At 67.7% G+C, this 13509-nt stretch carries 13 protein-coding genes; 8 read left to right on the plus strand and 5 right to left on the minus strand.

Features of this window, described 5'->3' with window-relative positions:
• Positions 1–70: 70 nt before the first annotated feature.
• Positions 71–241: a hypothetical protein gene (locus ACOGW9_RS09875; protein ID WP_419910761.1), complete on the minus strand. Its 171-nt coding sequence runs from the start codon at positions 239–241 to the stop codon at positions 71–73.
• 107 nt (positions 242–348) lie between these two features.
• On the opposite strand from ACOGW9_RS09875, the gene ACOGW9_RS09880 reads away from it, so the two are divergent.
• The 6 genes from ACOGW9_RS09880 (at position 349) to ACOGW9_RS09905 (ending at position 6937) form a co-directional block, all read left to right on the plus strand.
• Entirely contained in the window at positions 349–1335 is a 987-nt protein-coding gene (locus tag ACOGW9_RS09880; RefSeq protein ID WP_419910763.1) for an LLM class F420-dependent oxidoreductase, read from the plus strand.
• Between the two features lie 100 nt (positions 1336–1435).
• Positions 1436–2224: an enoyl-CoA hydratase/isomerase family protein gene (locus ACOGW9_RS09885; protein ID WP_419910765.1), complete on the plus strand. Its 789-nt coding sequence runs from the start codon at positions 1436–1438 to the stop codon at positions 2222–2224.
• 158 nt (positions 2225–2382) lie between these two features.
• Positions 2383–3507, plus strand: coding sequence for a RidA family protein (locus tag ACOGW9_RS09890; protein WP_419910767.1), 1125 nt, complete (start codon positions 2383–2385; stop codon positions 3505–3507).
• 21 nt (positions 3508–3528) lie between these two features.
• Positions 3529–4497: a hypothetical protein gene (locus tag ACOGW9_RS09895; protein ID WP_419910769.1), complete on the plus strand. Its 969-nt coding sequence runs from the start codon at positions 3529–3531 to the stop codon at positions 4495–4497.
• Between the two features lie 68 nt (positions 4498–4565).
• Positions 4566–5732, plus strand: a complete 1167-nt coding sequence (locus tag ACOGW9_RS09900; RefSeq protein ID WP_419910771.1) for an acyl-CoA dehydrogenase family protein — start codon at positions 4566–4568, stop codon at positions 5730–5732.
• The gene (locus ACOGW9_RS09905) at positions 5729–6937 is read left to right on the plus strand and encodes a CaiB/BaiF CoA transferase family protein (RefSeq protein WP_419910773.1); all 1209 of its coding nucleotides are present in this window, start codon (positions 5729–5731) and stop codon (positions 6935–6937) included. Before ACOGW9_RS09900 ends, ACOGW9_RS09905 begins: the two co-directional genes overlap by 4 nt.
• Before the next feature lie 95 nt (positions 6938–7032).
• Here the strand turns inward: ACOGW9_RS09905 and ACOGW9_RS09910 are convergent, their stop codons facing one another.
• From ACOGW9_RS09910 to ACOGW9_RS09925, 4 genes are all read right to left on the minus strand, one after another.
• Entirely contained in the window at positions 7033–7365 is a 333-nt protein-coding gene (locus ACOGW9_RS09910; RefSeq protein ID WP_419910775.1) for a DUF7508 domain-containing protein, read from the minus strand.
• Between the two features lie 65 nt (positions 7366–7430).
• Positions 7431–8615, minus strand: coding sequence for an amidohydrolase family protein (locus ACOGW9_RS09915; RefSeq protein WP_419910777.1), 1185 nt, complete (start codon positions 8613–8615; stop codon positions 7431–7433).
• Between the two features lie 125 nt (positions 8616–8740).
• Positions 8741–9940 (minus strand): Fic family protein, encoded by a 1200-nt coding sequence (locus ACOGW9_RS09920; RefSeq protein WP_419910779.1) that lies wholly within the window; start codon positions 9938–9940, stop codon positions 8741–8743.
• Positions 9941–10082: 142 nt separating this feature from the next.
• A complete protein-coding gene (locus ACOGW9_RS09925; RefSeq protein WP_419910780.1) occupies positions 10083–11012 on the minus strand; it encodes a DapH/DapD/GlmU-related protein in 930 nt (309 codons plus the stop codon).
• 334 nt (positions 11013–11346) lie between these two features.
• Between ACOGW9_RS09925 and ACOGW9_RS09930 the strand changes: the two genes are divergently transcribed.
• Both ACOGW9_RS09930 and ACOGW9_RS09935 read left to right on the plus strand, forming a co-directional pair.
• A complete protein-coding gene (locus ACOGW9_RS09930; protein ID WP_419911288.1) occupies positions 11347–11559 on the plus strand; it encodes a type II toxin-antitoxin system HicB family antitoxin in 213 nt (70 codons plus the stop codon).
• Positions 11560–11562: 3 nt separating this feature from the next.
• Positions 11563–13506: a hypothetical protein gene (locus ACOGW9_RS09935; protein ID WP_419910782.1), complete on the plus strand. Its 1944-nt coding sequence runs from the start codon at positions 11563–11565 to the stop codon at positions 13504–13506.
• Positions 13507–13509: the final 3 nt, after the last annotated feature.

Raw genomic sequence — 13509 nt, forward strand, 5'->3', positions numbered from 1 at the left:
GGCCGGCACTGTACCTGCGCACCTGTACGACCCGCCCGGCGAATTGCCGCCGCAGGGCTTCGAGCAGGGTTCACGCCGCGTCGAGGTCGATATCGGGCGGGCGTACTGTCGAAGCCAGTACTTCACGTGCCCGTGCCACACCCGCCAAGCCGACCTGGCGGGTAGCCCGGCTCAGCCGGTGCGGCTTCCGGCTGGTCGACACCAACCGGAGCTGGGGTCCGAGTTCAAGCTGATCTGCCATGTCTCCAGTGTGAACAGGGGGTGTGACACGAATGCCGGCCCCCGCTGCGAGCGGCTCGCAAGACGGTCACCCGATCCGGCCGGGCTGGTCTCACTAGCCTGCGCGCCGTGACCGACAACCGAACCGACTGGCGCTACGGCATCACCGTTCCCTTCGGCGATCCGCTGCACGCCCAAGCCGACCTCTACCGGGAGTTCGCCGACCTCGGCTACACCGAGTTCTGGAGCTCAGAGGCCGACGGCACCGACGGCTTCACCCCGCTGGTGCTGGCCAGCCAGTGGGTGCCCGACGTTCGCCTCGGCATCGCCATCATCCCGGCCTTTACCCGTGGCCCAGCGCTGCTGGCCCAGCAGACAGCCGCCATCTGCGAAGCCGCGCCGGGCCGGTTCGCGATGGGCATCGGGGCTTCCTCCAATGTCATCGTCGAGCGCTGGAACGGCATTCCCTTCGACGAGCCGTTCAAGCGCACACGCGACACCGCCCGGTTCCTGCGCGAGGCCTTGACCGGCGACCGGATCAGCGAGAGCTACGACACGTTCGAGGTGCAGGGCTTCCGCCTGGGCCGACCGCCCGAGATCCAGCCGCCGATCCTGCTGGCTGCGCTGCGGCCCGGGATGCTGCGGCTGGCGGGCAGCGAGAGTGACGGCGCCATCATCAACTGGCTCTCGGCCGACGACGTGGCCACCGTTCGCCCCTACGTCGACGAAGGCGGCGAGGGCAAGGAAGTGGTGGCTCGCATCTTCGTGTGCCCCAACCCTGACGCCGACACCGTCCGAGCCGGCTTCAAGCGGGCCATGGCTGCCTACCTCAACGTGCCGGTGTATGCCGAATTCCATCGCTGGCTCGGACGCGGCGAGCTGCTCGCCGCCATGTGGGAGCGCTGGTCTGAAGGCGACCGCCGCGGCGCGCTCGAGGTCATCGATGACGATCTCGTCGACGAACTGCTGGTGCACGGCTCGCCGGAAGCGTGCCGGGAACACATCGACCGCTACCACGCCAACGGCGTCGATGTGTCGGCCATCTCGATCATGCCCTTCGGTGGCATCGACCCCGTCCAGGCGGCCCGCGACCTGTCGCCCGCGGCTCGCAGCTAGCCGGCTCATTCGCTGGGCTGCCTCGGCGCGTAACCTCCCGGTGAGCCCGCATCGGGCTCACCTGTGCGCACATTGTTCACGCATCATGCAAGGAGCAGACATGGACCTCGAGACGATCAACTACGAAGTGCGCGATGGCGTGGCGCATGTGCGGTTCAACCGCCCTGAGGGCGCCAATGCGGTGAACCCGCTGTTCTCACGCGAGCTGCGGGCCGTCATGTTGGAGATCGAGTTCGATGATGCGGTCAACTCCGCGTCGATCACCGCCGAAGGCCGGGTGTTCTGCGCCGGCGGCGACCTGAAGGAGTTCCACGCCGCAGGCGACGGGCTGCCCCAGCTCGCATCGGACATGGTGATCGACCTGCACGCAGCGATCAACAAGATGAACCGCACGCCGAAGCCGTTCGTTGCGGGCGTGGGCGGCAGTGTCGGCGGGGCCGGCATGTCGCTGGCCGCCTCGTTCGACCTGGTCGTCGCAGGCGAGTCGGCGAAGTTCACCATGGCCTACACCCGGGCCGGCGTGACGCCCGACGGCACGTCGTCGTACTTCTTGGCGCGCCACATCGGGCTGCGCCGGATGCTGGATCTGACCCTCACCAACCGGGTGCTGTCTGCGGAGGAGGCCGAGCAGTGGGGCCTGGTCAACCGGGTGGTGCCCGACGACGAGGTCGACTCGGCCACAGCCGAGCTGGCCCAGGCGCTCGCTGACGGACCGGCGTGGGCGCTGGGCCACGCCAAGCGGGTGATCTACAACGGCATCGACTCGCCGCTCGAGCAGGCTGGCGAGTTCGAGGGCAAGACGATCACCGACGCCATGCAGACCCACGACGGCCGTGAAGGCATCGCCGCCTTCGTGGAGCGCCGCGCGCCGAACTTCACCGGCAACTAGCCGCCGACGCAGCCGCGAAGGCTGCCGGCCAGCGGGAATACGGGTGCCGGAGAGCTCGGCCGAAGCATGCGCGAACGTCCTAGCGTCGAACGCTTGCGCGCACTAGACAAGGTGTGAGCGGCAGCAGCGCCGCAGTAGGTGCACGAGGAGCACGCACCATGGCCCCCCAGGAGATCACGCCAGAGCCCTTCCCGTGGCTGGACACCAGCCGGTATTCGTTCTCTCAGGGAATCGAGGCGGGCGGCGCCGCCTGGCTGGCGGGGCAGACCGCGGGCGCCTATGACGCCGAGTCGGGTCGGGTCACCGTGCGCGGGGATGGCGCCGAGCAGGCCAGCGTGTGCTGGGCGAAGGTGGAGGCGGTGCTGGACGCGGCCGGGCGCGACATCAGCGAATGCTCCGAAGTCACCGAGTACATCACCGTGGCCGGTGCACCCGAGCGAGACGCGATCACGGCGCAGCAGCCGCACAGCCTGGGCTCGGCGGTGGGGGGCGTGCGCCCCTCGACGTTCATTGTCGAATCGCTCGTGCGGCCCGAGGCACTGGTGGAGGTAGAGGTCGTGGCCGGGCCCCTCGACGGCTTGGTGCACGTGCCCCAGGTGCTGCCTGTCGACGACGACGGCAATGCGGTGCTGGGGGGCGATTTCGTCGGCCAGTGCGAGTGGGCTCTCGAAGAGGCCGGCCGCCGGCTCGAGCCCCACGGCATGGACCTGAGCAACGTCGTACGGATCGTGCAGCAGACGACCGCGGCCACCCGCCGCCAGTACAACGAGACCGCGGAGGCACGCCGGCGGCTGCTCGCACCGCAGTTCCCGTCGTCAACGGGGTTGCTGATGCCTGAGCTTCCCCATCCCGGGGCGCTCGTGGCGCTCGACGTGTGGGCGTCGGCACATCCCAAGACGGTGGTGCCCTACTTGGCTGACGCCTACTCGTCGCTCACCTTCAGCCCCGCCGTGGAGGCCGGTGGGCTGCTGTTCATCTCCGGCACGACGGCGTTCAATCTCGGCACCGGCGAGACCGTTGCCGAGGGCGATATCGGCCGGCAGGCCGAGTTCGTCTACGGCGAGATCGCGGCCATCTGCGAGATGGCCGGCACCTCCATCGACAACCTCGTCAAGACCGTCGAGTACGTGACGCCTGACGGCGTCGGCGACTACCGCGCTGTCGGCGAGGTGCGCCAGCGCGTGATGGGCCGGCCGTTCCCCGCCTCGACCGGTGTGGTGGTGTCGGGGCTGCTGAGCCGTCGGTGGCTGATCGAGGTAGAAGCCGTCGCCTTGATGCCCTGAGCCGGGATCGGGGCGTTTCCTATGACGCAGTTGCTGACTCCCGACGTGCGCGCTGCGCTGGGTTCGACGTACTCCTACGTGGCGCCCGAGCCACTCAGCCGGGCGTCGATTCGCTACTTCGCGTTGGCCATCGGTGCCGATCCCGGGCGGTGGACCGACGAGGCGCCGCCGACGCTCATCTGCGAGACCGCGCAGCTGACCGGTCGTGCCGTTCCTGACGGGAATTCGTATCTCGGGCACACCTGGGAGCTGCCGCTGCCTGTTCGCTGTGCGATGTTCCGCGGGGGCAACGACTACCGGTTCGAGCGGCCTGCCCGGTTCGACGACGTCATCACCACGACGTGGACGCTGACCGATGCGACCGAGCGGCTCGACCGTGCCGGAGGATCGCTGCTGCTGGTGACCGCAGAGGCCCGCTATGCCGCAGGTGACGACCTGCTCGCCACGAACACCGAGACCATGATCTTCCGGCCGATCGGCCCTGCGGCCGACGACACCGGGGACGAGGCCGCCGAATCCGCGGCGAGCGCCCCCGACACCGTCGGTGTCGCTGATGCTCTCGGTACCTCAGTTGTTCACGAACCACTGCCTCGGGAGCGTCTGAGCCCCGGCCGGTCGCTGCGGCCGCTGCATCGGCGCATCGCTCTGGCGGACATGGTCGCCTACGGCGCTGCCACCTGGGACTGGCATCGCCTGCACTACGACGAGGCGCACGCCCGCCGGCTGGGCGCTCCTGCACCGCTGGTCGACGGCCAGATGCTGGGCGCGCTGCTGGCTGAGTGCGTGCTGCGATCCGCCGGCCCCGGCGCTCGGCTGGTCCGGCTCGTGTACCGCAATCGTGCGCCGGTGCACGCCGGCGAGACGGTGGTCTGCTCCGGCACGATCGCCACCTCCGACGATGCAGGCTTCAGCGTCGACCTGTCGGTCTCGGTCGGCGAGCAGCTTGTGGTGGCGCCGGCGTTCGCCCAGCTCGCCTGGACGGCCGGCTGACACGGCCCCTGCGCCGCCACCCTCCTAGCATCGGGCGCCGACACGGCGCCGACCCAAGGGGGCACAACGTGGACTTCTCCATGAGCGACGAGCAGGCGCTGATCGTCGAGACCGTTCAGCGTTTCGTCGAGAGCGAGATCATCCCCCTCGAGGCCGACCTCGACCCCGACGCCGGCGAGCTCGAGCCCGACGACGCGGCCCGGCTCACACAGATGACCCGCGACATGGGCTTCTACGGGCTCGATATTCCCGCCGAGTACGGCGGGCCGGGTCTCGACACCACCACCCGCGCGCTCATGGCCATCGAGATGTCCAAGCACCGTGCCGGCCTCTACAACCCTTGCTACGGGGTGTTCGGCGGGGCCGGGCTGGCGCAGCTCTACGAGGCCACCGACGAGCAGAAGGAGCGCTGGCTCTACCCGACGCTGCGCGGGGAGAAGATGGGCTGCTTCGCCCTGACCGAGCCGTCGGGCGGCTCCGACCCCGGCCGGGCCATCCGCACCCGCGGCTACAAGGACGGCGACGAGTGGGTACTGAACGGCTCGAAGCTGTTCATCTCCGGTGCCGACAAGGCCGACTACGCGCTGCTGTTCGCTCGCACGTCAGACGATCCGGGGCGCAACGGCGTCACGGCGTTCATCGTCGACACCGACACTCCCGGGTTCAACGTGCGCCGGGTAGTGCACACGCTGCGGGCCACTCGCTATGCCACCGAGCTGGAGTTCACCGACATGCGGGTGCCCGAGAGCCATGTGCTCGGCGAGGTGAACGGCGGATTCGGCATCGCCAACGACCGCCTGAGCCGCCAGCGCATCCCGTATGCAGCGGGCTGCCTGGGGCCGGCGATCATGGCGCAGGAGATGGCGATCGACTGGGCCCGCAGCCGCGAGACCTTCGGATCGGTGCTGGCCGAGAAGCAGGCGGTGCAGTGGATGATCGTGGACAACGAGATCGACATCCGCCACGGCCGCTGGTGCGTGCTGGAGGCCGCCCAGAAAGCCGACCGCGGCGAGCGTTTCCGCACCGAGGCCGCGATGGCCAAGCTGGTCGCTTCTGAGGCCGCCGGGCGAGTGGTCGACCGCTGCATCCAGATCCACGGCGGCATCGGCGTCACCAAGGACCTGCCGCTGGAGCGCTGGTACCGGGAGCTGCGGATCCGCAGGATCGGCGAGGGCCCCAGCGAGGTGCAGCGGCTGATCATGGCCCGCGACATTCTCGGCGGCAGCTTCAAGTGAGCGAATCGGAGACCGGGGCCGGCGAGTCGGCCCGACCGCTGCCGCTCGACGGCGTGGTCGTGCTGGACCTCGGCCAGATCTACCAGGGGCCATACGCCGGCCTGCTGCTGGCCTATTCGGGTGCCAGGGTCATCAAGGTGGAGCATCCCCGGGGCGAGGCCCTGCGAGGCCACAGTCACCAGCTGCCCTTCGCCATGCTCAATTCGTCGAAAGAGATCGTGTCGTTGGATCTCAAGTCGCCCCGTGGCCGCGAGCTGTTCATCCAGCTCGCCGGCGGCGCCGATGCGGTGCTGTGCAACTTCGCACCCGGCGTTCCCGAGCGGCTCGGGATCGACGCCGAGACGCTCTGGCAGACGAATCCCAAGCTGGTGTTCGCCCAGGCCAGCGGCTACGGCCTCGACGGCCCGGACGCCCAGCGGACTGCCATGGACGTCACCGTGCAGGCGCACATGGGCGTGATGAGCATCAACGGCTTCGCTGACCGACCGCCGGTGAAGTCCGGCGCGACGTTCATCGACTTCCTCGGCGGCACCCACCTGTACGGCGCTGTCGTGACTGCGCTATTCGAAGCGCAGCGCACCGGTCGCGGTCGCCTGGTGTCGACGTCGATGGCCGAGGCTGCGTACTACACGCTTACCACCTCATTGCAGGCGTGGCAGATGCACGGCGTCACTGGGCGCATGGGCAACCGCAACGCCGCCATGAGCGTCTCGCCGTCGAACGTGTATCCGTGCAGCGACGGGCACATCGCGCTGATCGCTGCGATGAACTCGCACTGGCGGTCGGTGCTGGAGGTGATCGGCCGGGCCGACCTGCTGGGCGACGAGCGCCTGCGCAGCAACGCCGGTCGCTGCGAGCACATGGACGAGGTGGACGAGCTGGTGACGGCCTGGACGTCAGTGCACACCCGGGCCGAGGCTGCCGCTGCATTCGGCGCGGCGGGCGTGCCGGTGGCGGAAGTCCGCGAGGTCACCGACGTCGTGCACGACGATCACATGATCGAGCGCGGGTTCCTGCAATGGACCGAGCTGGACGGCCTGGGCGAGATCCCGCTGGCGCACAGCCCGTTGCGCTGGCACGGCTCGGACATGCGCGAGCTCGAGCCGTACCGGCCCGTCGGCGCCGACAACGAGACGATCTACCGCGAATTCTGCGGGCTCGAAGCCGACGACCTGGCGGCCTTGGCAGCCGAGCGCATTATCTGACCCGCCAAAGTTCGGCCGTTCGGGCCACGGCTTCGCCCTGTGCTCGACGCTCTCGCTCGCAGGCCGCTTCGGCCCGGGGCACGGCCTCTCTGCGATCAGGCAGGCGATAGCCGGCCGACGCGCTGTGCCTGGTCGCGCTGCGGCTGGGGAAGCTCACCGTGGTCGGCGAGATGCAGCATCAGCAGCTCGTCCCAGCGGCTGCGGTAGTTGGAGGTGAACTCGCAGCGGAACTGCGTGGCGTTGGCGTGCAGTTCCATTTCACGTCGCAGTGCGGATTGCATGCCGAAGAGTTCGCGCGCACCCGCATAACCCACCGACAGCACCGTGCCCTCTGCGTCGGCGACTTGGTACACGCCGAGCTGGCCCGGCAGTGCATCGACCGCCGCGTCGTCGAGGCGCTGCCATGGCTTGTCGAGCCGGATTCCCATCTGGCGTTACCTCTCGGGTCGTGGTCGCGCGGGCAAGTCGATCGGCGCGTGGTGTGCCCTGGGGCCTATGCAGCCGCCACGACCGGCACGTCAGCCACTGCCGTGCCCATCAGGTCTTCGAAGTTCAGCCGGAAGAACCGCTCCTGCACGTCGGCGGGCAGGTGCTCGACCTCGCGGTCGAAGCGCCGCAGCGGATTCCGACCGCCCTCGACGTGTGGATAGTCGGAGCTGAACATGCAGATCTCAGGGGCTGTGTTCTCGATGATCCAGCCGGTCGGCTCGGTGGGGTAGGGCGTGACCCGCACCTGGCGGTGCACGTATTCCGAGGGGCGCAGGCTGAGCTCGCCGAGCCGCTGCTCGTGCCGCTCGAACGCGTCGAACGCAGCTTCGAGCTGGCGCATGAAGCCCGGCACCCACACAGCGCCCAGCTCGATCACGCCGATCTTCAGCTCCGGAAAGCGCTCGAGCACGCCGTCGAAGATCAGCATCGACAGCGCCTGCAGCGGTGCAGCCGAGATCGCCATGTACGACACGGAGCGGAAGTTCTCGCCGCCGCCGTGGAAGTCGGGCTCGGGTGGCAGGCCGTTGTTGCGGTGCTGCGGCGGCATCACCAGGTCGGGCGTGGCCACATGCATCACCACCGGGATGCCCGCTTCCTGCGCGGCGGCCCAGACGGGATCGAAGCCGACGTGGCTCTGGGCGTGGTCCTTCGGCATGCGGTTGGGAATGAGCAGTGCCGCTGCGCCGTCTTCGATGGCCTGGCGGGCGTGCGGCGCGGCGCGTTCGATGTCCTGCAGCGGCACCGAGCACACCGGCAGCAAGCGGGGATCGCCTGAGCAGAACGCGATCTGTGCCCGGTTCGCCGCCGTGGCTGCGGCATAGGTGAGGGCGGGCGCGGCCGTGTGTTCCATCTCCTCGATGAGCGTGTTGGGCATCGAGGGGAACACGAGCTGGCTGGCGAACCCCAGGTCATCGAGCGCCTGGGACCGATCGGCGGGATCCCACGCGCCGGGTGCGATGTAGTTCTTGCGCAGCATCACCTCGGCCGCAGCGCCGGCGCGGAACTCCGGGTCGGCTTGACGTTCCCGGGCCTTCTCGATGTCGGCGAACACCTGGTCGTTGTCGCCGATGGAGAAGTGGTCGAGCGCATACCGCGCCACCTCAGCGGTAGCGAACGGCTCCAGCCATTCCGGCGGCTCCATGGTGTGCGCATCCGCGTCGTGAATGATCCTGTTTTCGACATAGGCCATGCCGATGCCTCCCTGCGTTCCCGGCGCCGTACCCGACGATACTGGCGACTCCTGGCAACGTTCCGAGCTCGGATCGTTCCCGACCAGGCGATCGCAGGCGGCCTGACTCAGCTTGGGTTCGTCGCTCAGGTTGACGTCGGCAGCAGGAACGCTGACATCAGATCAACCCGAGCGCGGACGCCTTCGGTTGAGATCTCAATGAGTCCTGCATCTTCGAGCCGGTTGAGGTCGCGAGCCAGCGTTCGCGACCCAGTGCGCGCGTACATCTGCGCCAGTTGCGGTGTCAAGCCGGCGATATCCGACCGTGGAACTCTCGCCGCAGGCTCCAATGCCATCACCAGTGTGCGTTGGCGCTCCGACGCTGGACTCGTCGGGAACTGGGCCATTGTCTCTGCGACATAGCTCTGCCAAGCAAGACCCAAGTGTTGCGCTCTCACAGCCGCCGAGTGCTCGACGAGTCCGTCCACGAGCCCTTCGATGCCGTATTCAAGAAATCCTAGGACGTCGCGTTCACGGCTGGCCGCGGCGAGCCGTGCGTAGTACCGGTCACGCGTGAGGTTGAAGTGATTAGCCATCAGATTCGCCGCTGCCAGCGGGACCATGCCCGATCTGGCGAGGATCAGGTATTCGAGCAACCGCGCGGTACGGCCGTTGCCATCGGCGAACGGGTGGATCCATGCGATGTAGAGGTGCGCGAGCAGGGCGCTCAGCACGGTGCGGGCGAAAGCGTCGCGGTGCTCGGCGCTCTCGCTGCTCGTGGAGCGGAAGTCGTCGCCGTCGAGCCAGTCAGCCAGCCGCTCGAGCAGGTGCCAGCAGTCACGCGCGGGAGGGCCGACGTAGGAGCCGACGACGACCGAATGCGTTCTGATGGCACCTGGTTCCAGAGAGGCGTCGGGGTCGACCCCGTCAAGCACCCATCGGTTCATGTCGCAGATCAGTTCGGCGCTCAGGCTGAGGTCGCCATCTTCCATCACCATGTCGTCGAGTCGTTCGAACGCCTCGAGGACGTTGCGGACCTCGCGTTCCTGGTAGGCGCGGGATTGGGGCGCGGTGAACTCCCCGGCGTAAATGCTCTGTACTTGCTCGACGGTCAGCGTGTTGCCTTCGATGGCCACCGTGGCCTGGGCACCTCGGATGAGTGCATGTTGGTGGAGCGCTTCAGCAACTGCCGGGGCGAGGGGTGTTCCTGAGAGCTCGGCGCACCTTGCGTATGCCTCGCCGACTTGCATCCACGAGCGTGCCCCGAGGCGGTTCGCGAAGCTCGCATCGAAGTCGATCCACGGATGTGTGCCGGCGTATTCGCGAGCTTCGTCGCGGCGGTTCACCACATTTCCGCCTGATATCGGGTGTGCATCAGTGCAGTGTAATCAGGCACAATCAACTATCTGCACCTAGTTTTGTCCTAGTGACTGTCCTCGCCAGTGTCACCTAGCTTGACCGGTGGGGCGCAGGCGGCACGAAGCGGCGTCAGTTCTTGTGGAGTTCGGGGTTGATGCCTTCCCAGCGGCTCGGGTCGGCGACTCGCATCTCGATGGCGCCGGTGACGCTGTTGCGGATGAGCAGCATCCCTGAGTGCCCAGAGATGTCGCGGCCTTTCACCACCGAGCCGTCGGGCAGCGTGATCCGGCTGCCGGCAGTCACGTACAGCCCGGCTTCCACCGTGCAGTTGTCGCCCAGCGCGATGCCGATGCCCGAGTTGGCGCCCAGCAGGCAGTGTTCGCCGATCGACACCCGCTCCCTGCCGCCGCCCGACAGCATCCCCATGGTGGAAGCGCTGCCGCCAAGGTCGGAATGCGCCCCGATGACGACGCCGGCAGAGATGCGCCCTTCGACCATGGCAGGGCCGAGCGTGCCGGCGTTGAAGTTGACGAAGCCTTCGTGCATGACCGTGGTGCCGTCTGCCAGGTGGGCGCCGAGTCGCACCCGGTCGGCATCGCCGATGCGGACGCCCTGGGGGATCACGTAGTCGACCATGCGCGGGATCTTGTCGACCGCTGTCACGCTCACGGGGTGGCCCAGCGAGGCAGCCGCCGTGCGCAGATCGTCGACCCGTTCGGGCAGCACCGGGCCCGCGCTGGTCCACGCGCAGTTGGTCATCAGGCCGAACATGCCGTCGAGGTTGGCGTCGTGGGGCTGGATCTCCCGGCGGCTCAGCAGGTGGAGCCGCAGGTACGCATCGGCCAGGTCTGCCGGCGGAGCATCCAGATCGTCGATCGTGACCGTGACCGTCTCGCCCGCATTGACACCGAGCTCGACAGCCAGGCACGACCGGGCCGGCGGCGAGTCCTCCGTCGCCCCTTCCGGAAACCAAGCGTCCAACCGCGTTCCCGTAGCGGCGTCGACATAGCTGTGCCCGACTGCGCTGATGCTGCCCGAGTTGCTCCCCGTTGAATTCACCTGCGCATCCTGCCACCACAGCACCGCAACCCGTCGCTGAATTCGGCTTCGTGAGCGGTCCACACTTGGCCTACAGTCCACCGGTGACTACGAGTCGCAAGATGCGTCAGAGGATCTTGAGCGGACGATCCGATGCGAATATCCGATTTGACGACTTGCGCTCGTACCTGCTGCAGCTGGGATTTGCTGAGCGCACTCGAGGCAGCCACCATGTGTTCAGGAAAGAGGGGGTACCCGAGTTGATCATCCTTCAGCGGTCTGGTACCCAGGCGAAGCCGTACCAAGTCCGGCAGGTCCGCCAGACTGTTCTCAGGAACGAGCTGTGAGCAACGGCATGCACAAGTACGAAGTCATCATCTACTGGAGCAACTCGGACGAGGCGTTCATCGCCGAAGTACCCGAGCTCCCAGGCTGTGTTGCGCACGGTGACACAAAGATGGATGCCTTGAACAATGCCGAGACGGCAATGAGCTTGTGGATCGACACTGCTCGCGAATTCGGAGATCCGGTGCCCGAGCCCAAGGGCGAACGGTTGATGCTCGCCTAGGCAGTGAGGGCGGTTGCGGCGACGGCCGCGAAGCGCCTGATGGTGGCGCTCGGGGCCAGTGCTGCTTTATGGGCAACTGCCGCGTGCGGCGGTGCCGAGAGCGGTGTGGTTGCGGCTGAGGGCGACAGCGGTGCCGCGGAAATCGCCGGCACCGAAACTGAGCGGGACGCCGTCGAGCGGATCGAAGCGGTCGGAGCCGAAACCGCGTCGTCACAGGCCGCCGCAAAATTCGATGGAGCGGATGCTGCATCGAGCGCGAGCAACGAGGCTGTTGCTGGGGTGTTGTCGCCCGAGGAGATGTCCGGCGGGCCGATTCTGCAGTGGACCGAACTCGACCTCGCCGTCGACGGTCCCGGCATGCTGGTCTCGATCGGCGACGGCCGAGTCGCGATCCGCGAAGAGATGCGCTCAGGGGCGTCGCAGCTCTTGATCACCTCAGATGGTTCCGACTGGTCGGCGGTGCAGTTGCCGGCCACGTTGTCGCCGCACACGTTCGACTTGACCGGCGCTCGCTGGGCGGTGGCCGGATGGTCGCACGACGATCCGAGCGACATCGACTTCAGCAGTCGGATCTACATCTCCGACGATCAGGGCGGCAGCTGGACCGAAGTGAAGCTTCAGCTAGACCGGCCCGACCTGCCTGAGTACACCGTCGCCCGAACGTGGGTGGATGCAGTGGCCACCTCCGGCGCACAGGTGGTTGCGCTCACCAGCACTCATCTCGACTTCGATGTCGAATCACTGCTCGCCGATCGAGGCCTCATTCCCGCAGCTGCGCAGGTACACGGAGTCTCGTTCGGCGGCGGTCAGGTCGATGTCTGGTTCCGCGAGGAGTCGTCGGAGGCTGACTCGCATGGCCAAGGCCCGCAACGGCCCAGCGAGACGGCGCTGACGTTCACGGTCGACGAACTGGATTTGTCAGCGGAGCAGATCGCGATCATGGAGGACCCCGTCTCCGGCGAGTCCATCCGCGTCCACTCGGGTTCAGGCACCGAGCTCGCTGAGGTCCTGAGGCTTGACGGGTGGGGGGCCGGCGTGATCGGGAACGACGACGATTTCGTGTTGCTCACGCAGACCGACAGGAACGAGGCCCGCAGGCTCACATCGTCCGACGGCGAGAACTGGACTGCCCAGTTGCTCGATCCGTCCCTAGTGCCGGGCTGGCCCGGGCCGACGGGAATCGCGCCCGACGGCACCGTTTGGGTTGTCAGCTCTGACGGAGCCGAGAGCCACCTCACGAGGTGGGACGCGGACGGCGCAGCTCTCACGACCACTTGGCTCGGGAGGCTCAACAGCGCGGGCGTGGTCAGCCTTGGCCCTGCTGGCCTCGCGATATTGGCACTTCCGTCGCCGCCAGAACCGCCGGCGGGTGCCGGTTCCGGCCCGCCGATCGGTCGGGTAGCCAAGGACGGCTACGAGTTGCGGTACGGAGAGCCCGACGGCGGACTCTCCTTGTGGGATGTCGCGGCTGACGAGCCTGTGTACGAATTCGGCCCGGAGGTCTTCTCGAGCATTGAGCCTCCCGAGGGCGTGCGAGAGTTTGAGGAAGGCGATGTCTTCGAGCTGACTTTTGAGGATCCCGACACTGGCGATGACTTGGTGACATTCACGGCGGAAGATCTCGCAGCCGTCTTCGGCGTGCAGATGGGTTCGCCAGACTCGCCTTTCGCGGACATCTGGGTGGGATGGTCGGCCGACGGCGCCGACTGGGGGTGGCAGACGGTCCAAGAAGCGTTCGGCCTCGGCGATGTCGCTGCCGATGTCCGCCTCGCGGTCGGCGAGGATTTCGTGATCGCGTCGGTGTGGGCCTACACCACAGTGGAGTCGGGTAGCTCGGCGACGGGCGGCCCCGACGGGACGGACAGGCTGACCGAAGGCAGCGTGACTTGGGCAATCGATTCGTCGGCCTCCGCCGGCCCGCGCTGGTTCATCGCACGGGTGCCCTGAGGC

The organism is Candidatus Poriferisodalis sp., assembly GCF_965203655.1.
Lineage (GTDB): Bacteria > Actinomycetota > Acidimicrobiia > Acidimicrobiales > Poriferisodalaceae > Poriferisodalis.

Bases quoted from the DNA above. Each gene is read 5' to 3' on its own strand.
- ACOGW9_RS09930 (WP_419911288.1), top strand. From the start codon at position 11,347: ATGCACAAGTACGAAGTCATCATCTACTGGAGCAACTCGGACGAGGCG.
- ACOGW9_RS09915 (WP_419910777.1), bottom strand. From the start codon at position 8,615: ATGGCCTATGTCGAAAACAGGATCATTCACGACGCGGATGCGCACACC.
- ACOGW9_RS09875 (WP_419910761.1), bottom strand. From the start codon at position 241: ATGGCAGATCAGCTTGAACTCGGACCCCAGCTCCGGTTGGTGTCGACC.
- ACOGW9_RS09910 (WP_419910775.1), bottom strand. From the start codon at position 7,365: ATGGGAATCCGGCTCGACAAGCCATGGCAGCGCCTCGACGACGCGGCG.
- ACOGW9_RS09895 (WP_419910769.1), top strand. From the start codon at position 3,529: ATGACGCAGTTGCTGACTCCCGACGTGCGCGCTGCGCTGGGTTCGACG.
- ACOGW9_RS09890 (WP_419910767.1), top strand. From the start codon at position 2,383: ATGGCCCCCCAGGAGATCACGCCAGAGCCCTTCCCGTGGCTGGACACC.
- ACOGW9_RS09885 (WP_419910765.1), top strand. From the start codon at position 1,436: ATGGACCTCGAGACGATCAACTACGAAGTGCGCGATGGCGTGGCGCAT.